We start from the raw sequence: 19,535 nt of genomic DNA on the forward strand, positions 1-19,535 counted from the left end.
CACTTGTGCAACTAGTTGCACAAGGCGTACGACGACCCGCAGACTGCTGGCGTGGCCCTCGAACACGCACTCCTCGTCTCGCTGCGGGAGCGACCCGCCACCGGCATCGAGCTGACCCGGCGCTTCGACCGCTCGATCGGGTTCTTCTGGCGAGCCACCCACCAGCAGATCTACAAGGTGCTCCGCCGGATGGAGAGCGAGGGCTGGGTCACGGCGAGCGCCGGCGACGCGCGCAGCACCGAGCGGAGGTACGCCGCCACGAAGGCCGGCGAACGCGTGCTCGCGGACTGGATCGGCTCCCCCACCCCGGCCGCGACGATGCGCTCCGACCTCGCGGTGAAGCTCCGTGGGGCGTCGTACGGCGACCGGAGCAAGCTGCTCGGCCACCTCGACGACCTGGTCGCGGAGCACCGCACCCGGCTGGCGCACTTCGAGCAGCTCGAGCACGAGCAGTTCCCCCACACCGACGGCCTCAGCGGCCACGACCTCGACACCTGGCTGGTCCTGCGCGGTGGCATCAAGCAGGAGCAGTTCTGGATCGAGTGGCTCACCGAGTACACCGCAGCCCACCGGAAGGCGACCCCGTGAACTACCCCCACCTGCTCGCGCCGATCACGATCGGCGACCTCACGCTGCGCAACCGGGTGGTGATGGGCTCCATGCACACCGGACTGGAGGACTACGCGTGGGACGTGCCCAAGCTGGCGGCGTACTTCGCCGAACGAGCCCGCGGCGGCGTGGGGCTGATCGTCACCGGCGGCTACGCGCCCACCAAGCGCGGCTGGCTGAAGCCGTTCGCCAGCGAGCTGACCACGCGGCTGCAGGCCGAGCGGCACAGGCAGGTCACCGGCGCGGTGCACGACGAGGGCGGCGCGATCGCGCTCCAGGTGCTGCACGCCGGACGTTACGGGTACACCCCGTTCTCGCAGAGCGCCAGCGACACCAAGTCGCCCATCACCCCGTTCCGACCGAGTGCGATGTCCACCAGGGCCGTCGACAGGACCGCGACGGCGTTCGCACACAGCGCCGGCCTCGCGCAGCGGGCGGGGTACGACGCGGTCGAGATCATGGGCTCGGAGGGCTACCTGATCAACCAGTTCCTCGCCGCCCGCACCAACGACCGCGACGACGAGTGGGGTGGTACGCCGACCCGCCGGATGCGCTTCTCGGTCGAGGTGGTGCGTCGTACCCGTGAGGTGGTCGGCGACGGCTTCCCGATCATCTACCGCATGTCGCTGCTCGACCTGGTCGAGGACGGCCAGACCTGGGACGAGGTCGTCGAGCTGGCCCTGCTCGTCGAGCAGGCCGGGGCGACCGTGATCAACACCGGCATCGGCTGGCACGAGGCGAGGGTGCCGACGATCATCACGCAGGTCCCGCGGGGTGCGTGGACGTGGACGACGAAGCGGCTGCGCCAGGAGGTCTCGGTGCCGGTGTGCGCCTCCAACCGGATCAACACCCCCGAGGTCGCCGACCAGCTGGTCGCCGACGGCACCGCCGACCTGGTCTCCCTGGCCCGACCGTTGCTGGCCGACCCCGAGTTCGTCGCCAAGGCAGCGGCCGGGCGCGCCGACGAGATCAACACCTGCATCGCCTGCAACCAGGCCTGCCTCGACCACGCGTTCGCCAACAAGCGGGCCAGCTGCCTGGTCAACCCACGCGCCTGCCGCGAGACCGAGCTGGTGCTGCTGCCGCTCCCGAGCACGGTGCCGGCCGGGCCGCGACCGACGGTGGCCGTGGTGGGTGCCGGACCGGCGGGGTTGAGCGCGGCGACGTCGTACACCGAGCGCGGCTACGCGGTCACGCTGTTCGAGAAGGACGTCGACCTCGGCGGGCAGTTCCGACTCGCCCAGCAGATCCCCGGCAAGGAGGAGTTCGCCGAGACGATGCGCTACTACCGCCGCCGGCTCGAGGTCCTCGGCGCCACGGTCCGGCTGGGCACGGCCGCGACCGTGGACGGTCTCGACGGGTTCGACGAGGTGGTGGTGGCGACCGGTGTCGAGCCGCGCATCCCCGAGATCCCCGGCATCGAGCGCGCGCTGTCCTACGCCGAGGTGCTCGGTGGCAACGCCGTCCCGGGTCGCCGCGTCGCCGTGATCGGCGCCGGCGGCATCGGCGTCGACGTGTCGGTCTGGCTGACCCACACCGAGGAGACCCTCGAGGAGTGGCTGTCCCACTGGGGTGTCGGCGACCCGAGTCTGCACGTCGGCGGGCTGACCGAGCGCAAGCAGCGGACACCGGCGCGCGAGGTGTACCTCGTCCAGCGCAAGACCTCGATGATCGGCAAGGACCTGGGCAAGACCTCGGGATGGGCCCACCGGGCCGTGCTCAAGCAGTCCGGAGTCGAGCAGGTCAGCGGCGCGACGTACGACCTGATCGACGAGTCCGGCCTGCACCTGACGGTCGACGGCGAGCGTCGGCTCCTCGAGGTCGACGACGTCGTGATCTGCGCCGGACAGGAGTCGGTGCGCAACCTCTACGACGAGCTCGTCGCCCGCGACCCGCACCGGAAGGTGCACCTGATCGGTGGCGCCGATGTCGCCGCCGAGCTGGACGCCAAGCGGGCCATCGAGCAGGGCATGCGCGTGGCGGCCGGCGCCTAGGTCGGCCTAGCCCGTCCGGGTGGTCTGTCAATGCCCCGTCCGGGCCGGAGCGCCGCGACACGCCGGGTGCATAGGCTCCGAACGAGCTAGCACGGGGGGAAAGATCGATGGCTCGGCGAGTGACAGGCTTCCTGGCAGGGGGGGTCGCGACAGAGCTGGGACAAGTCGCGACCGGAGCGGTCCTCGCCCACGGTGACGACGGGAAGACCGGGTGTCCGGACCGCGATCCTGGGTCCGGATGCCCGGCAGGAACCTCGCCCACCCATCCCGTGCCCAGACGCCGCGGCGCCGGCCAGCGGGAGCACCAGGTGCTCCCGGGAGCCCTGGCCGGCCCCGCGCGGTTCGTCAGTCGGTCGCCTCGGCCCGCAGGCGGTAGCCGGCGAACGACGCCGCCAGCAAGGTGATGCCCGCGACGAGTACGCCGCCCACCGCACCCAGGGAGCCGCCCGTCCAGTCGGCCACGACCTCCGGGACGAGGAGCGTCACCCCGATCACGGCCACCGCCAGGTAGGGCCAGGCGAGCCGGCTCAGGTACAGCGCGATCCCGGCCACCACGACGACCAGCGTCAGCAGGTAGCCGAGCCAGGAGTGGGTGCCGTCCATCACCGGCACCTGCGCGCCCACCAGGGCCACGGTGACGCCCAGCGAGCGGGCCACCGTCGACTCTCGGAACCAGTGCAGCTCGGTGAGGGCGAGCCCCAGCACGCCGAGCAGGAACAGGGCGACACCGGCAGCATCGCCCTCGAACCGGTCGACACCATCGACGAGGGTCATCGTCGCCGTGATGGCACCGGTGATGGTCCCGACCAGCCCGACTGCGGTCGGGGCGACTCGGTAGCCGATCGCTCCCACCAGCACCCCGACGAGCGCACCGATCACTCCCGGCCAGTAGACCGCGGACAGGTCGTCGGTCGTCGCATGGTCGACGAGGTGTCCGACCAGGATGGCCGCGCCGAGACCGCCGAAGGTGAGCAAAGAGCCGGCCAGCCTGCGGCGTACGTCGTTGGCCGGCTCGCGGAGACCCGGACCGTCACCCGGGACCTGGGCAGCGACGAATCCCGCCACCAGCAGGACGACCGTCGACACCGCGAGCCAGGCGACGCGAGCCCCGAAGCCGAGCTCCCCCCACTGCTCGAACAGGAACAGCGCGCCGGCCGCGAGCACCAGCGCTCCGCCGAGGTAGGCGACGACCTCGACCAGCTGGGGCAGTGCCCTCCGTCCCGTCCCCGTCGGCCGGGCACGGCCGTCGAGGGCATCGAGCACGACGGACAACGACTCCGCCCGGGTGGACGGGTCGACGAGGTGAGCGCCGATGAGCGCGTCGACGACGCGTTCGGCGGGGGCAGTGGTCATGCGGTGATCGTGCCGGATCGGAAGGCTCTCCGGCGTGAGCATGGCTACTCAGCGGTGCACGTCGCCGGGCTCATGTTCCTGGTGGCTCTCCGGCTCGACCTGGAAGGTGGCGTGGTCGATGCCGAAGTGGGTGGCCACGCACTCGCCCAGCTCGTCGAGGATGCGGCCGACGCCTCGGCTCCGCAGCGCCTCGTCGGTCACCGTCACGTGTGCGGACAGGGCGGGCATGCCGCTCGTGATCGACCAGGCGTGCAGGTCGTGCACGTCGGTCACGCCCTCGGCACCGACGAGGTGCTGGCGGACGACCTCCATGTCGACGCCGGGCGGTGCCGACTCGAGCAGCACGTGCAGGCAGTCGCGCAGCAGGGACCACGCCCGCGGCAGGATCAGCACCGCGATCAGCAGGGAGGCGATGGAGTCGGCGCGGTCGAAGCCGGTCGCCAGCACCACCAGCGCGGCGACGATCGCGGCCGCCGACCCGAAGGCGTCACCCAGCACCTCGAGGAACGCCCCGCGCATGTTCAGCGACTGGTCGCGCCTCGCCGCGAGCAGGGAGATCGAGACCAGGTTGGCCACCAGCCCGACCACCGCGAAGGCCAGCATCTGGCCGGCGTCGACACCGACGGGGTCCAGCAGTCGACGTACTCCGGCATAGGCGAGGTAGCCGCAGACGCCCAGCAGCACGACGGCGTTGATCAGGGCGGCGAGGATCTCGGCCCGGTGGTAGCCGAAGGTCCTGCGCGACGTGGCGGGCAGGGTGGCGACGTACGACGCCGACAGGGCCAGCACGATCGCCGCGGTGTCGGTGAACATGTGCCCGGCATCCGCGAACAGGGCCAGCGATCCGGAGAGGACTGCTCCGACCAGCTCGAGGACGGCGACGCCGGCCGTGACGACCAGCACGAGTCGCAGCCGGGAGCGGTCGTGCGCTCTGCCGGCTGCGTGTCCGTGATCGTGGCCCGCACCCATGCCGCCAGCGTAGAGAAGGCACTAGCGTGTCCGCCGTGAGTCAGGGCACAGCGTGGACCCGGCTGGTGGTCCCGGTCGACGAGATCGTCGCCCGGGTGTCCGGGGCACACATCGCGCTGCTCGACCCGTTCCTGCCGGTCGACGACGTGGACGACGGGGTGGTCGCGGAGCTGCGCGAGCTGTTCTCCGAGCTGGTGCCGTTCGCCTACGTCCTGGGGGAGCCGGCGCGGTTCCCCGACGGGGAGCGGTACCTCCCGCCGCAGCCGGTCACCGTCTTCCGCCGGATCACGCACAGCCTCCGCCGGGCCTTCCCCGAGTCGGTCGGCCCCGCCACCTCGCTCGACACCGTGGTTCCCCACCTCTCGGTGCCGGAGGCGTGCGACGTACCGACCCCGCTGGAGGTGCACGCCCGCGAGGCCGTGCTGCTCGTCGGCCGGGGCGAGAACGAGACCGTGCTGGCGAGCTTTCGGTTCGGGACGTCGGCGGCGTGACGGTACGCCGGGGCCAAGACCCGACTCGTCAGGCCAGGGACTTGATGTTCACGACCAGCACGGAGCCGAGCACGCTGACGCCGGCCGCGAGCACGTAGAGGGTCGAGTAGCCGAACCCGATGCCGAGCACGATCGCCGCGATGCCGGGCGCGAGCACCTGCGGCAGGGCGTTGGCGATGTTGATGACGCCGAGGTCCTTGGCGCGGTCGCCGGCCGAGGGGAGCACCTGGGTGATCATCGCGAAGTCGACGGCGGTGTAGATGCCGAAGCCGATGCCGAGGACGACCGCGCCGGCGAAGGCGCCGACCCAGGTGGTGACGAAGGCGAGCAGCAGCAGCGCGGCAGCGGCGACGAGACCGGAGGCGATCACGAACACCTTGCGCCGGCCGAGGCGGTCGGACCAGATGCCACCGACCACGGCGGTCAGCACGGTGCACAGGCCGTAGGCCGCGGTGAGCAGGAGTACGCCGTGCTCGGCCTCGTCGTCGGTGAGGTCGATGCGCTCCTGCAGGTAGTAGAGGAGGTAGAGGATCACCAGCGCGTTGCCGAGGTTCATCAGGAAACGGGTGATCCATGCCCAGGCGAAGTCGGGGTGCTGGCGCGGGGAGACCCAGAACGAGCGGACGAACCGGCCGAGGTCGAACGGCTCGCGATCCTCGGGGGAGAGCGGGATGTCCCGGCTGTCGAAGCAGTACGGCAGCGACAGCACGACCAGGACGGCCGCGGTGGCGAGGTAACCGGCCGCGATGCTGCCGGTCGCGTCCGCGATCCCCGACCCGGCCACCACGCCCACCGTCTGCGCGATGGCCAGCCATCCGCCGACCGCACCCCGCTGTCGGCTCGGCACCTGGTCGGGCACGGTCGCGGTGATCGCGGCCAGCATGGCGTTCAGGGCGCCCTGGGCGAGGGCCCAGCCGAGTGCCATCACCAGGATCGACTGCGCCTGCGAGAGCACCAGCATCGCGACGACCCCGCCGGCCAGTCCGCCCAGCACCCACGGCAGCCGGCGCCCGATGCGGAGCACGGTCCGGTCGGAGAAGGCGCCCCAGACCGGGTTGAGCACCGTCGAGACCAGGGCCCCGCCGAAGAGCACCAGCGCGAGCGAGGTCTCCTTGTGCGCCGGGTCGATCGCCTCGGCCTGCTGCGCCAGCAGCACCTGGATGGGGCCGAAGAAGCCCGACCAGACCCCGATGCTGATCAGCGCCAGCCAGAGCACCCACACCCTGCTGACCGCGCCCGTCGGCTCCGCGAGGGCGCGGTCGAGCTGGTGGCTCATCCGCGGTTGGCCGCGATGACCTCGGAGTACCAGTCGAAGGAGCGCTTCGGCGTACGCACCAGGGTGTCGTAGTCGATGTGCACCAGGCCGAACCGCTGGGTGTAGCCGTGTGCCCACTCGAAGTTGTCCATCAGCGACCACGAGTAGTAGCCGCGTACGTCGGCGCCGTCGTCGATGGCGTGCGCGACGGCGCGCAGGTGGGCGTCGAGGTAGTCGATGCGCTCGTGGTCGTCGACGACGCCGTTCTCGTCGGGACCGGTCGGGTAGGCGCAGCCGTTCTCGGTGATGTAGATCGGCGGGATGTCGGGGTAGCGCTCGACGAGCTGCCCGATCACCTGACGCATGCCCTCGGGCACGATCGGCCAGCCGAACCCGGTCTTGGGGTAGCCGGGGATGTCCTCCATCACGAACGGCACCTCGGCGCCCTCCTCGGCGGCCGAGATGCGCATCGGGTTGTAGTAGTTGAACCCGTAGAAGTCGAGCGGCTGCCGGATCGTGGCGAGGTCGCCCTCCTCGATGGGCATCACCTCGGCGAAGCCTTCGGGGTACTCGCCCAGCAGCATCGGGTCGGCGAAGATCCGGTTCCACAGCGCGTCGAAGAGGTCGCGAGCGGCCACGTCCTGCGCGGCGTCCGAGGCCTCCCAGACCGGCAGGTGGTTGGTGGCGGAGCCGACCTCCTTGGCGCCGTTGGCACGCAGCGCCTGGACGGCGAGACCGTGCCCGAGGTTGAGGTGGTGGGCGACGGGTACGGCGTCGAAGCCGAGCTTCTTGCCGGGGGCGTGGTCACCGATGCCGTGCCCGAGCAGCATCACCACGTTGGGCTCGTTGACCGGCGCCCACTTGCCGACCCGGTCGCCGAGTCGCTCGGCGCAGAGGGCGGCGTACTCCCCGAACGCCTCGGCGGTGGCGCGGTTCTCCCAGCCACCCTTGTCCTGGAGAGCCTGTGGCAGGTCCCAGTGGTAGAGCGTCGCCATCGGCTCGATGCCGGCGCCGACCAGCTCGTCGACCAGCCGATCGTAGAAGTCGAGACCCGGGCTGTTGGCCGGGCCGGTGCCGTCGGGCTGGATGCGTGGCCACCCGATGGAGAAGCGGTAGGCGCCGATGCCCAGCCGCTTCATCAGGGCGACGTCGTCGACGTAGCGGTGGTAGTGGTCGCAGGCGACCTTGCCGTCACTCCCGTCGATGATCCGCCCGGGCTCGGCGGTGAAGGTGTCCCAGATGCTCGGGCCCTTCCCGTCCTCGTCCCAGGCGCCCTCGATCTGGTAGGACGCCGTACTCGCCCCGAACACGAACCCGGCCGGCAGTTGCGGATAGCTCTCTCCCATCCCCGCAGTAAACCGGGTCAGGCCACCACCCGGATAGTCCCGAGCGAGTGGACCCTCATTCGCGAGGAGGAAGGGTCGCAGCACTCGGGACTATCCGTCTGTCACGATCAGCAGGTGATCGAGTACCGGCCGGGCGCGGACAGGTTCCTCACCCGCGCCGAGGGGCGTACGACGTGGCACTCGTTCTCGTTCGGAGCGCACTACGAGCCGGGCAACGTCGGGTTCGCCCGGCTGGTCGCGCACAACGACGAGCGGCTCCCGCCGGGGACGGGGTACGCCGACCACCCGCACGCCGACCTCGAGATCGTCACCTGGGTCCTCACCGGCTCGCTGCGGCACACCTCGACGGTCGGGTCGGGAGTGATCGGACCCGGTCAGGTGCAGCGGCTCTCGGCGGGCAGCGGGGTGGTGCACTCGGAGGTGGCCGACGCCTCCGAGGGGACCCGCTTCCTCCAGGCGTGGGTGCGACCCGACGAGGCGGGACTGGAGCCGTCGTACCTGAGCAGCGACGTGGCCATCGGGGACAGCTGGACGACGGTCGCGGGTGGCGACGGCGTACCCCTCGCCTCGTCGGGTACGACGCTGCACGTCGCCGACCTGCCGGCCGGACGCCGCCTCGCCCTGCCGGAGGCGCCACTGCTGCACGTGTTCGTCGCGGGAGGCGACGTCATGCTCGGCGAGCGACTGCTCGAGGAGGACGACGCGGCCCTGCTGCGGGACGAACCCGGACGGCCGGTGACCGCTGAGACCGACAGCCAGCTGGTCGTCTGGTCGTTCAGCGTCTAGCGATCAAGGAATGAGCACGCCGGGGTTCAGCACCCCGCTGGGGTCGAGCTCCTGCTTGAGCGCACGCAGCATCTGCACCCCGACCGGCCCGATCTCGCGGGCCAGCCACGGCTTGTGGTCCTGGCCGACGGCGTGGTGGTGGGTGATCGAGGCGCCGTTGTCGATGATCGCGTCGGAGGCTGCCGCCTTGGCGCCCATCCACTGGGCGATCGGGTCGTCGGCCTGCTTCGCGGCGACCGTGAAGTAGAGCGAGGCACCGGTCTCGTAGACGTGCGAGATGTGGCACAGCACGAGCGTGCCCTCGCCGAGGGCGGAGGTGAGCGCGGACTTCACGGCGTCGTACACCCGGTGCAGGTTGGACCAGAAGGTCACCGTCTCCAGCGTCTCCACGAGGACGCCGACGTCGAGCAGCGAGTCGCGCAGGTAGGGCCCGTGGAAGCGACCCGACGACCACCCCTCGTCCTCACCGAGACCGGCGCCACCGAGACCGGTGAGCAGCGCGGTGACCGCAGCCCGCTTGGCGTCGACCGCCTCCTGGGTGCCCTCGAAGCCGGTGATCATCAGGCAGCCACCGCCGGAGTCGCCGCCGACCTCGGCCGGCTTGGCGAGGTTGATCTGGGTCTCGTTCTCGTCGGAGAGGCGCAGCACGGTCGGCAGCACGCCGGCCTGGGCGAGGGTGCGCATCGCCGTGGCGCCGCCGGCGAAGGAGTCCCAGCGCCAGCTCTCGTAGACCTTCACGGCCGGCAGGCGCCGCACGCGCACGGTGACGGCGGTGACCACGCCGAAGGCGCCCTCCGAGCCCATCACCACCTCGCGCAGGTCGGGACCGGCGGCGTTGGCCGGCGAGTTGCCGAGCACCAGCCCGCCCTGCGGCGTCGCGACCCGCAGGCCGACGACGAGCGAGTCGAAGCGGCCGTAGCCGGCCGAGGACTGGCCCGAGGAGCGGGTGACCGCGAACCCGCCGATGGAGGCGTACTCGAAGGACTGCGGGAAGTGACCGAGAGTGAGGCCGTGCTCGGCCAGCAGCGCCTCGGCCGCCGGACCGCGCAGCCCCGGCTCCAGGGTGGCCGTCATCGAGTCGGTGTCCACCGCGAGCAGCTTGTCGAACCGGACCAGGTCGAGCGAGACGACACCGGCGTACCCCTCACGACGCGCCACCAGCCCGCCGACAACCGACGTGCCGCCCCCGAACGGGACCACGGCCACGTGCCGCTCCACCGCCCAGGCGATGAGGGCCGCGACCTCGTCGTGGGTGCCGGGTCGTACGACGGCGTCCGGTGAGTCCGACCCGTCGCCGGCCCGCAGCTTGAGCATGTCGGGGGTGGACTTGCCGCGGGTGCGGTGCAACCGGCTGTCGTGGTCGGTGAGCACGTGCTCGACGCCGACGATCCCGGCGAGCTCGTCGAGCAGCTCCTGTCCCAGCACCGCCGAGAGCCGGACGCTGGCTGGGTCGACCGCAGGGGTGTCCGCCGTACCGATGAAGGCGTCGACCAGTGCGAACGCGCTCTCGGACAGGGGGCCGGCCTCGGCCGGGTCGCCCCAGCGGGACCAGTGCATCTCAGGCGGTGGTGTGCTCATGTGTTACAGTGTGACACATGACGTCCATTCGTCACAACCCCGAGAGGTCCACCTCCCCGGACGACACCTACCTCGACGCCGCGCGCGACGCGATCCTCGCCGTCGGCTGGAGCCGTACGACGCTGACCGACATCGCTCGCCGGGCGGGTGTCAGTCGGATGACCCTCTACCGCCGATGGCCCGACACCCAGACCCTGCTCGCCGACCTGATGACCCGCGAGTGGGGACACGTCGTCGCTGCAGCGGGCGACAACAGCGACGGCGACTCCCTCGACCGGATCGCCCGAGGGATCGTCGCGACCGTCCAGGCGCTGCGGGCCAACGCCCTGCTGCGCCGCATCGTCGACGTCGACCCCGAGGTGCTGCTCCCCTACCTGCTCGACCGCCGCGGCCGCAGCCAGGAGATGGTCGCCGACGCCCTCGCCGGACTGATCGCCCAGGGTCAACGGGACAAGACGATCCGGAACGGCGACCCCGTCGTGCTGGCGCGCAGCCTGGTGCTGGCGTGCCACGGGTTCACCCTGTCGGCGCACACCATGTCCGACGACAGCTCGCGTGACGCCGACGTCTCCCATCTCGACAGCGAGCTGGACACGCTCGTCCGGAGGTACCTCGCCCGATGACCACCATCAACGTCGGCCTGGCCGACCTCCCGGAGTCCGCCGACGTCCTCGTCATCGGCCTGGGCATCACCGGAGCCGGCGTCGCCCTCGACGCCGCCAGCAGGGGGCTGTCGGTGGTGGCAGTCGACGCACACGACGTCGCCTTCGGCACCAGCCGCTGGAGCTCCAAGCTGGTGCACGGCGGGCTGCGCTACCTCGCGCGCGGGCAGGTCGACGTCGCCCACGAGAGCGCCGTCGAGCGCGGCATCCTGATGCAGACGACTGCGCCGCACCTGATCCGCGCCCTGCCGATGCTGATGCCCCTCACCCCGGAGGTCACCCGGGTGCAGGGCGGGCTGGCCCGGGTCGGCCTGCGGTTGGGCGACCTGCTGCGACTGGGCGCCCGCACCGGCCGCGAGACGCTGCCGCGTCCGCGGAGGATCGGGGTCACCGAGACGCTCACGCTCGCCTCCGTCGTACGTCCGGACGGGCTGCGGGGCGGACTGCTCTCCTGGGACGGCCAGCTCGAGGACGACGCCCGACTCGTGCTCGCCGTCGCCCGCACCGCCGTCGCCCACGGCGCCCACGTGCACACCCGCGTCCGGGTCAGCGAGCCGACCGGCACCGGTGCCGTGCTGACCGACACCCGCACCGGTGAGAGCCGCACCGTGCGCGCCAGGACCGTCATCAACGCCGCCGGCGTGTGGGCCGGTGACCTCGTCGAGGAGATCCGCCTGCGACCGAGCCGCGGCACCCACCTGGTGCTGCGCAAGGACACCCTGCCCGGAGTCCGGTGCGCGATCATGGCGCCGGTGCCGGGCGCGAGCAACCGCTTCGTGTTCGCCCTGCCGCAGCCCGACGAGACCTTCTACGTCGGCCTCACCGACGAGGAGGTCGACGAGATCCCCGACGTGCCCGAGCCGCCGGAGGAGGACATCGAGTTCCTGCTGCGCGTGCTCAACACCACCCTGAGGCAGGACGTACGCCGCGACCAGGTGATCGGCGCCTACGCCGGGCTGCGCCCCCTACTCGACTCCGGGAGCACCACGGCCGACATCTCGCGCAAGCACGCCGTGCTGGTCTCGCGCACCGGAGTCGTCACGGTGGTCGGGGGCAAGCTGACCGCCTACCGGCGGATGGCCCAGGACGCGGTCGACCGGGCGGTCACGGAGGCCGGGCTCACAGCAGGCTCGTGCCGCACGGCGTCGTTGCCGCTCCTCGGCGCCGGCTCGCCCACCGAGCTCGCGGCGCTCGACGCACCGGCGCGACTGGTGCGCCGCTTCGGCACCGAGGCGCCCGCCGTGCTGGCGAACGCCGTCGAGGTCACCGGCCTGCCGGAGGCCGAGCTGCTGGCGCCGATCGCACCGGGGCTGCATGCCACCCTGGCCGAGCTGGTCTTCGGGGTGACCCACGAGGGCGCAGCCACCGTGGAGGACCTGCTCGACCGACGCACCCGCATCGGGCTGGTGCCGGCCGACCGCGAGCTCGCCGTACCCGCGGCCGAGAAGGTGCTCGGGCTGGTGGGGGGCTAGGGCTTGGCCGGCTCGCCCAGCTCCTCGAGCACGGCAGCGGCGGCCCGTTGGCCCGAACGCATCGCGCCGGGGATGCTCGGCGTCTCGCGGTGGTCGCCGGCGACGAACAGCCCGTCGCCGAGGTCGACCTCGCGGCCGAGGATCAGGGGCGGGCGGGCAGTCGGCCAGGCCGCCGAGTGGGCGTTGCGGTTGACCAGGCCCCAGCGGCTGGTGTCGGTGCGGAAGATCTGTGCCAGCTGGGCGCGCACCTCGGCCTCGGTCTCGGTGCCGACGTCCTTGCCCGGGGTGGGCACCGAGCAGGCCGACACCAGGTGCTGGCCGGTCGGCGCATAGCGCGGCGCGATGTTGGAGACGACGAGCGCGTGCGAGATCGGGCCGGTGGCAGGGCCCATCGGGTTCACGAACGGCATCTTCATCGTGGTCGGCGGCACCTCGGTGGCGAACCACCACGTCGAGAGCCCGCGCATCGTCGGGATGCCCAGGCCGAGCAGGCTCGAGGCGGTGGTCGGATCGGTTGCGACGACAGCCGCGCGGGCGGAGATCTTCCCGCCGTCGGTGAGGATCCGGACCCCCTCGCCGGTGCTGCGGGTCACCCCGAGCACGTCGATGCCGTGCTCGACGGGATGGTCGAGGCCCAGGGCCAGCTGGTTGGGCACCGCCTGCATGCCCAGCGCCGGCAGGGCGGGCATGCCCATCCGCAGTGCCTGCATCCCGAGCATGGCGAACTGGTAGGAGGTGCGCAGGTCCTCGTCGGCGAACACCAGCCGGAAGAACGGACGCAGCACCTCCTCGCGGATCCGTCCCGAGATGCCGTGCCGGTCGAGGGACTCCGCCAGGGTCATGTCGGCGCCGGCCAGCATCCGCGCCGGAGGCTTGCGCAGCGGCTCGGTCCACCGCAGCAGGCGCGCGATGTCCTGGGGTTGGCCCAGCCCGGAGCGGATGGTCGCGATCAGGGCGGCCTGCGACCCGTGGAGGATCCGGTAGCCGTCCGGGTGGGCCAGCACCATGCCGGGTTCGACCGGCCTCGGGTTGAGGGCGGCGACGTCCACGGCGGCGCGTACGTCGGGGTGGCCGGCGTTGATCCACTGGAAGCCCCGGTCACATCGGAAGCCGTCGATCAGGTCGGTGCCGACCCGGCCGCCGACGCGCGCGGACCGCTCCAGGACGCGCACGTGTAGACCGGACTGCTCCAACGCCCGTGCGCAAGCGAGTCCGGCGACTCCCGCGCCGATCACGGCCACGTCCGTGGCGTCCATGGAGGGTGAGTATCGCCCAGTGGGGAGGCCGGCACACACGCGCGTCACCTGCGGCCCCGCTTGGTATGGACCACGCCCGACCTCCGCGGCGCGAATGCCCCAAAAAGGTCACGTTTCGCGCGTACAGAACTCCACGATGTGCTCGAATGCCGCGCGGGCCTCCGGGATGGGCAACAGCGGGTAGACGTGCATCAGTCCCGGCGTGAGGACGTACTCCAACGGCCAGTCGGCCGCCTCGGCCCGCTCGAACAACGCGTCGCACCCGGGCTGCAGCAGGTCACGGGTGCCGCAGAACATCAGGGCCGACGGCAGCCCCTGCAGGTCGCCCAGCCCCGGGCTCACCCGCGGGTCCGCGATCGCCTCCGGATCCTCCGACCCGGCCCAGAACGAGGCGTAGACCGACAGGTGCTCGAAGGACAGCCACGGGTCACGCGCTGCCGCCTCGCGGGTGCCGGGCGCCGCACCGGTCAGGTCGACCCAGGGCGCGATGAGCACGAGGTGCTCGGGTTGTGGCCCACCCCGGTCGCGCAGGGCCTCGGCGACCGCCAGTGCGTAGCCGCCCCCGGCCGAGTCACCGGCGAGCACGACGCCGTCGGGGGACGCTGCCAGCACCTCCTCGACGAGCGCCAGCATCTGGGCGAAGGAGTCCTCGACGGTGAACTCGGGTGCCACCGGGTACGCCGGGAGCACCGCCTGCGCGCCGAGAGCGTCGGCCAGGCGGGTGGTGAACTTCCAGTGCCAGGCCGACATGCCGCGCACGTAGGCACCACCGTGGAGGTAGACCACGCTGCGTCGGGGCGAGTCCAGGATCCCGCTGGGTCCTCCCGGCTTCCAGAGGGTGAAGACCGGGAAGCCGTGCCCGTTGTTGATCTGCACCTCGTGGCCGTGGCCCACCGAGGAGGGTGGTCCCTCCTGGGCCGTCCGGTTGCGCGTGATGAGTGCCTCGCGCAGCGCCGCCAGGTCGTCGACAGGAGGGTTGCGCCGCAGCCAGGGAACGATCCTGGTGGCGATCGCGTGCTGCAGGCTCGGCATCTGCAGATGCTAGGGCAGGTGTGTTCCGGCCAGCGCTTCAGGCAGCGTCGGCCGTGGATTCGGTGGGGGATTCGGTGGGATCGGCCGGCAACCGGGCCGACATCACGATCAGTCCGACCGCCGTCACCACCGGCACGAGCATGGCGCGCTGCAGGTCGGAGTGCGAGACCACGAAGCCGATGATCGCCGGACCGATCAGGAAGGCGGCGTACCCGAAGCTGACCACCACGGCCAGTCCTCGACCTCCGCCGACGTGCCCGGCCAGGCCGTAGATCTGGGGGGCGACCAGTCCGACACCGAGACCGACGAGGCACCAGCCGACCAGGATGACCGCGAGCCCGCTGCCGAAGACGGTGAACAGGTAGCCGACGAGGGCACACGCCGACCCGGTCCGTACGACGAAGGGCCGGCCGAGTCGCTCGACCACGTAGTCGCCGCACAGCCGGATCACCACCATGAACCCGCTCACGCAGGCCAGACCCCAGGCCCCGGTGGACGGGCTGACGTTGCCGACGTCGGTCACGTGTAGTGAGGACCAGTCGACCGCGGTGCCCTCGGTGAGCCCGAAGCAGACTGCCATCGCCGCCAGCAGCCAGGCCACCTTGGGGATCTCGCCGGAGGCGCCGTCCTCGGAGCGCCGCCTCGGGGACTGCGGCGTGATCGGGTAGACCCCCACCAGCAGGACCAGCATCAGCGCGGACCCCGTCCACAGCGACCACTTCGTGACGTCGTCGCTGAGCAGCCGGCCGAGCACCACCACGACGAGGGCGCCGACGAAGCCGCCGATCGAGAAGCAGGCGTGCAGCCGGCTCATGACCGGTCGCCGCCTGGCCTGCTCGACACTCACGCCGAGTGTGTTCATGGAGACGTCCATCGCCCCGTTGCCGAGCCCGAAGAGCGCGGCTCCGAGCACCAGCACGGGGTAGTTCGGTGCCAGACCCATCACCACCCCGGCTGCGGTCATCGTGCCGCCACCGACCATGCTCGGGACGCGCGCACCGAAGCGGTCCGACAGCGGTCCGCTCAGGTTCATCGACGCGACGGCGAAGATGCCGGCGGCGACGAGGACGCCGACGATCTGGCCGGGGCCGAGGTCGAGCAGCGAGCGGAGTCCGGGCAGCGAGCCGCCGAAGGTGCCGACGACGAGGCCGTTGCCCAGGAAGAGGACGGCCACGGCCAGGAAGTCGCGGGTGGAGCCGCTGGTGACCTTCGGGACGGCGAGGTCGTCAGGAGACCGCTTCACCGGGTTGTTGTTCACGGCTCTCCGACGTGGTGGCGTGCGGCCCACGGGAGTGGAAGGTGCCGAGGTCGCCGATCTCGTAGCCCGCGGGATAGGTGCGGTAGTAACCGTACGTGCTGACCCACTTGGGCTTCGACCTGGCCGGGAACAGCCGGAGCAGCCGGGCCCGCAGCCGCATCGCGCCGCGGAAGAAGCCGCGCTCCAGGCCTCCCGGGACCGGGTAGCGGAAGGCGCGCAGCAGCGGCTCGTCCATCAGCGAGAAGGCGAACCGGCGCACCGCCCACTTCGGCGCCCAGCTGTTGGGCCAGAACGTGGTCATCAGGTCGAGGGTGCTGTCGGCCACCCGTCGCCCGCCCTCGTCGAAGGCGAAGTGCTCGCGCTCGTAGTCGTCGAGCAGCCTCTCGAAGCCGTCGAAGTCCGCAGGCAGGTCCTTGATGTTCATGTGCCGGCCGAGGTCGGAGTAGTAGTTGGTGGTCGCCGCGATCTCGTTCGGCGTCATCGATCGGAAGCCGTGGTCGTCCATCCAGCGCTTGGGCACCACCACGAAGGTGGACAGCACGTAGCGGAAGTCCTCGTTGCTGATGCCGTACATGGCGTGCATCTGGTTGATCCGGCGTACGGCGGAACGGCCGCGGCCGCTGCCGAGCCCGTGCCGTTGGACCTCCTCGAGCAGCAGCCCGGTGTCGTCGTACCTCTTCTGCACGCGATCGGTGAACTCGCCGGTCTCGTCGAGCAGCCGGCCGATCGAGGGCACGGCGTAGGTGCGGAACAGCGCGAACGACAGCGCCTGAAGGTTGTCCCACGGGAAGTCGTAGGCCGAGACGTGCAGGCTGATCTCGTGGCAGTCGCGCACGGGGTCGAGCTGCTCACTGCGCTCGGCCCAGTGGTTGCGTCGCCGCACGGGAACACCTCGTCTGACGTTGACAGTGAATCTGTCAACGTCACCTTACGGCGTCACCACCGGAACCGTCGACTCCTCCTGCCGACCGAGGTCGACGGCCTCGCCGCCGGTCTCCATCCGGTCCCAGAGGTCCCCGACGACCGTCGGCCAGACCGACTCACTGGTGGACGCCAGCTCCTCACGGGTCCACCACCGGTGCTCGGTCATGGTGAGCCGCTCCTCCTCGGTGTGGCCCGCGACGTCGACGTCGAAGGGCGCCACGACCACCCCGAGGAAGACCTCGTCCTGCTCCACGATGACGTCGGTGTAACCGTGCACCACGTGCCGGTGGGCCAGCGGACCGATCAGGTCCTCGGCGGCGACCGTCAGCCCGGTCTCCTCGCGGAGCTCCCGCACGGCGGCCTCGAGGTCGGACTCGGCGGGCTCGACACCGCCGCCCGGGGTGATCCACCAGCGCAGCCCCGGAAGACCCGGGTCGGAGTCGGAGAACAGCAGCATCCGGCCGAGGTCGTCGACGACCAGCACCCGCGCCGTCCGACGCCGGCGCCGTGGCCGGCTGGGCGGGTCGACCGGGCGGAAGGTGCGGACCTCCCCCTCGGGCGTGGACTCCGGCTCCGACTGGCTCACCTGACCTCGCGCAGGAACTGCTCGAGCACCGGCCCCGCGGTCCCCGACCCGGAGGCGCCGCGCTCGACGAAGACAGCGACGGCGAGGTCGTCCCGGCCGGCGACCATCCAGGCGTGCGTCGGGAGCGGCGGCTTGTCGCCGAACTCGGCCGTGCCGGTCTTGGCGATCACGGGCCCTCCGGGGAGGTCCTTGAGGGCGACACCGCTGCCGCGCTCGACGACGGCGCGCATCATGGTCCGCAGCTGGCCGGCCTCCTCGGCCGTCAACGGCTTGGCCGGCTGCGTCGACTGGACCTCGACGTCGGGCAGCAGCCGCGGGAGCACGGCGGAACCCTTGAGCACCGAGGCCACCACGGTGGCCATCGCCATCGGCGAGGCCAGCACGGTGCCCTGGCCGATCATGCTGGCCGCCGCCTGGGTCTCGCTGGCCGGCGGCCCGACCTTGCCGAAGAAGGTCGGGAACCCGGTGTCGTGGTCGACCCCGAAGCCCAGCGCTGCCGCGGCGTCGGCGAGCGAGGTCTGCCCCAGCTTGCCGCGCTGGCCGATGAAGGCGGTGTTGCAGGAGTTCGCGAGCGCGTCCTCGAAGGTGATCGACCCGAAGCCCGAGGACGGGTAGTCGTCGTAGTTCTTGAACCGCTTGCCGTCCACGACGGTCGTCGGTGGGCACTCGACCCGCGACTGCGGGGTCAGGCCGGCGCGCAGCAGGGCGAGCGCGCTGACCACCTTGAAGGTCGAGCCCGGCGCGTACTGGCCGTAGGTCGCGGTGTTGTAGCCCTTCGAGCCCGGTCCGCTCGCAATCGCGACGAGGTCGCCGGTGGAGGGCCGGATGGCGACCAGGGCGCTGGCCGGTCCGACGTTCGCGAGCGCTCGCTGGGCGGCGTTCTGCGTCTTCAGGTCGAGGGTGGTGTGCAGGGGCCGACCGGCCTGGGCGTCGGCGGTGAAGAGGGTACGACGCTGGGACTTCTCGTCCAGCGCCACGACGGTCGCGCCGCGAGTCCCGGACAGCTGCTCGTCGTACCTCTTCTGCAGGCCGGACAGCCCGACCTCGTCGCCGGCCTTGATCCGTCCCTTGCTGTCCTTGACCAGCTCCGCGGTGGCCGGACCGACGGTGCCGAGGATCGCGGCCGCGAAGTCCTTGGAGGGTGCGAGCGGAAGGGTCCCGGAGACCACGCCCGCGCCCTTGATGTCGGAGAGGGCACCCATCACCGCAGCCGGAGCGTCCTGCTCGCGATAGACGATGCCCTCGACGAAGGCCTTGGGTCCCGATGCCTTGACCCGCTTGAGGAAGTCCTTGGCGTCGATGTCCAGCAGCGTGGCCAGCCGCTCGGCCGAGTCGGTGGCCTGGGCCGCCGTCAACCCGGTCTTGTCGAGCCCGACGTGCCGCACCGGCCGGGGAGTGACGAGGGGCTGGTCGCGGGAGCCGAGGATGGGGCCGCGCTCGCCCCGGACGGTGGTCTCGACGAGGCGCTCGCCGTCCTCGAGCGACGGCTCGACGATGGTGGGCTGCCACTTCACCAGCCAGGCGTCGCCGTCGGGGGTCGAACCCTTGCTGAGCCGCACGGTGGTGTCGTAGGACCAGGTCTTCGGGCCGACCTGCCAGCTCCAGTCGAGCTGACCGGTGGCGGAGTCCCCGTCGGTGGAGACTCGACCGACCGAGACCTTGGCCTCGGAGTCACCACGGATGCCCCGGGTGAGGTCGTCGTACGCCGAGGCGGCTTGCTTGGCCCCGGCCCGACCGCCGGTGAAGTCGACCGCCCCGAGATCTCCCGACGCCATGGCCTTGGCGAGCGTGTCCATGGCACTGTCGGCATCGGGGCCGCCGAAGCCGGGGACGCTGCAACCGGTGAGCCCGGCGGTCAGCAGCACGGCACACGCGGACGCAGCGGTTCGTCGTACGACGGTGGGACGCATGCGGTCGATCCGACCACGCGCGATCGAGCGAGACAAATCGGTTCCGGCCACGTC

Annotated in this window: 17 protein-coding genes; 6 read left to right on the plus strand and 11 right to left on the minus strand. The window is 71.5% G+C overall.

Features of this window, described 5'->3' with window-relative positions:
- Window positions 1-51: 51 nt before the first annotated feature.
- Both H976_RS0107665 and H976_RS0107670 read left to right on the plus strand, forming a co-directional pair.
- Complete coding sequence (locus H976_RS0107665; protein ID WP_027861064.1) at window positions 52-588, plus strand: PadR family transcriptional regulator; 537 nt, start codon at window positions 52-54, stop codon at window positions 586-588.
- On the plus strand, window positions 585-2,603 hold the full coding sequence (locus H976_RS0107670) for an NADPH-dependent 2,4-dienoyl-CoA reductase (protein ID WP_027861065.1): 2,019 nt from the start codon (window positions 585-587) through the stop codon (window positions 2,601-2,603). Before H976_RS0107665 ends, H976_RS0107670 begins: the two co-directional genes overlap by 4 nt.
- A 345-nt stretch (window positions 2,604-2,948) precedes the next feature.
- Here the strand turns inward: H976_RS0107670 and H976_RS0107675 are convergent, their stop codons facing one another.
- The gene (locus H976_RS0107675; protein ID WP_155918060.1) at window positions 2,949-3,956 is read right to left on the minus strand and encodes a hypothetical protein; all 1,008 of its coding nucleotides are present in this window, start codon (window positions 3,954-3,956) and stop codon (window positions 2,949-2,951) included.
- Window positions 3,957-4,004: 48 nt separating this feature from the next.
- Window positions 4,005-4,925, minus strand: a complete 921-nt coding sequence (locus H976_RS0107680; protein WP_027861067.1) for a cation diffusion facilitator family transporter — start codon at window positions 4,923-4,925, stop codon at window positions 4,005-4,007.
- A gap of 35 nt (window positions 4,926-4,960) precedes the next feature.
- Here H976_RS0107680 and H976_RS28615 point away from each other — a divergent pair, with 35 nt between their 5' ends.
- Window positions 4,961-5,416 (plus strand): 2'-5' RNA ligase family protein, encoded by a 456-nt coding sequence (locus H976_RS28615; protein WP_196803998.1) that lies wholly within the window; start codon window positions 4,961-4,963, stop codon window positions 5,414-5,416.
- A 28-nt stretch (window positions 5,417-5,444) separates the two neighbouring features.
- On the opposite strand, the gene H976_RS0107690 is transcribed toward H976_RS28615, so the two are convergent.
- Complete coding sequence (locus tag H976_RS0107690) at window positions 5,445-6,692, minus strand: MFS transporter (protein WP_027861069.1); 1,248 nt, start codon at window positions 6,690-6,692, stop codon at window positions 5,445-5,447.
- The gene (locus tag H976_RS0107695; protein WP_027861070.1) at window positions 6,689-8,017 is read right to left on the minus strand and encodes a GH1 family beta-glucosidase; all 1,329 of its coding nucleotides are present in this window, start codon (window positions 8,015-8,017) and stop codon (window positions 6,689-6,691) included. The genes H976_RS0107690 and H976_RS0107695 overlap by 4 nt, the downstream gene beginning before the upstream one ends.
- A 114-nt stretch (window positions 8,018-8,131) precedes the next feature.
- Here H976_RS0107695 and H976_RS0107700 point away from each other — a divergent pair, with 114 nt between their 5' ends.
- Window positions 8,132-8,803, plus strand: a complete 672-nt coding sequence (locus H976_RS0107700) for a pirin family protein (protein ID WP_027861071.1) — start codon at window positions 8,132-8,134, stop codon at window positions 8,801-8,803.
- A gap of 3 nt (window positions 8,804-8,806) precedes the next feature.
- Here the strand turns inward: H976_RS0107700 and H976_RS0107705 are convergent, their stop codons facing one another.
- Entirely contained in the window at window positions 8,807-10,381 is a 1,575-nt protein-coding gene (locus H976_RS0107705) for an FAD-binding oxidoreductase (protein WP_036225216.1), read from the minus strand.
- Between the two features lie 17 nt (window positions 10,382-10,398).
- Between H976_RS0107705 and H976_RS0107710 the strand changes: the two genes are divergently transcribed.
- Entirely contained in the window at window positions 10,399-11,004 is a 606-nt protein-coding gene (locus H976_RS0107710) for a TetR/AcrR family transcriptional regulator (RefSeq protein ID WP_027861073.1), read from the plus strand.
- Window positions 11,001-12,515 carry a glycerol-3-phosphate dehydrogenase/oxidase gene (locus H976_RS0107715; protein ID WP_027861074.1) on the plus strand — a complete coding sequence of 505 codons (1,515 nt, stop codon included), beginning with the start codon at window positions 11,001-11,003 and terminating at the stop codon, window positions 12,513-12,515. Before H976_RS0107710 ends, H976_RS0107715 begins: the two co-directional genes overlap by 4 nt.
- On the opposite strand, the gene H976_RS0107720 is transcribed toward H976_RS0107715, so the two are convergent.
- The 6 genes from H976_RS0107720 to H976_RS0107745 form a co-directional block, all read right to left on the minus strand.
- Entirely contained in the window at window positions 12,512-13,771 is a 1,260-nt protein-coding gene (locus H976_RS0107720) for an NAD(P)/FAD-dependent oxidoreductase (RefSeq protein ID WP_027861075.1), read from the minus strand. The two genes, H976_RS0107715 and H976_RS0107720, sit on opposite strands and share 4 nt — an antisense overlap.
- Before the next feature lie 108 nt (window positions 13,772-13,879).
- Window positions 13,880-14,803 (minus strand): alpha/beta hydrolase fold domain-containing protein, encoded by a 924-nt coding sequence (locus H976_RS25140; RefSeq protein ID WP_051276422.1) that lies wholly within the window; start codon window positions 14,801-14,803, stop codon window positions 13,880-13,882.
- A gap of 37 nt (window positions 14,804-14,840) precedes the next feature.
- Window positions 14,841-16,061: an MFS transporter gene (locus H976_RS25145; protein WP_231388828.1), complete on the minus strand. Its 1,221-nt coding sequence runs from the start codon at window positions 16,059-16,061 to the stop codon at window positions 14,841-14,843.
- Window positions 16,030-16,944, minus strand: a complete 915-nt coding sequence (locus tag H976_RS0107735) for an oxygenase MpaB family protein (RefSeq protein WP_027861076.1) — start codon at window positions 16,942-16,944, stop codon at window positions 16,030-16,032. Before H976_RS0107735 ends, H976_RS25145 begins: the two co-directional genes overlap by 32 nt.
- Window positions 16,945-16,989: 45 nt before the next feature.
- Window positions 16,990-17,571, minus strand: a complete 582-nt coding sequence (locus H976_RS25150) for an NUDIX hydrolase (protein ID WP_051276423.1) — start codon at window positions 17,569-17,571, stop codon at window positions 16,990-16,992.
- Window positions 17,568-19,481 (minus strand): penicillin-binding transpeptidase domain-containing protein, encoded by a 1,914-nt coding sequence (locus H976_RS0107745; protein WP_027861077.1) that lies wholly within the window; start codon window positions 19,479-19,481, stop codon window positions 17,568-17,570. The genes H976_RS25150 and H976_RS0107745 overlap by 4 nt, the downstream gene beginning before the upstream one ends.
- Window positions 19,482-19,535 lie beyond the last annotated feature (54 nt).

The organism is Marmoricola sp. URHB0036, from assembly GCF_000426045.1.
Taxonomy (GTDB): Bacteria; Actinomycetota; Actinomycetes; order Propionibacteriales; family Nocardioidaceae; genus Marmoricola.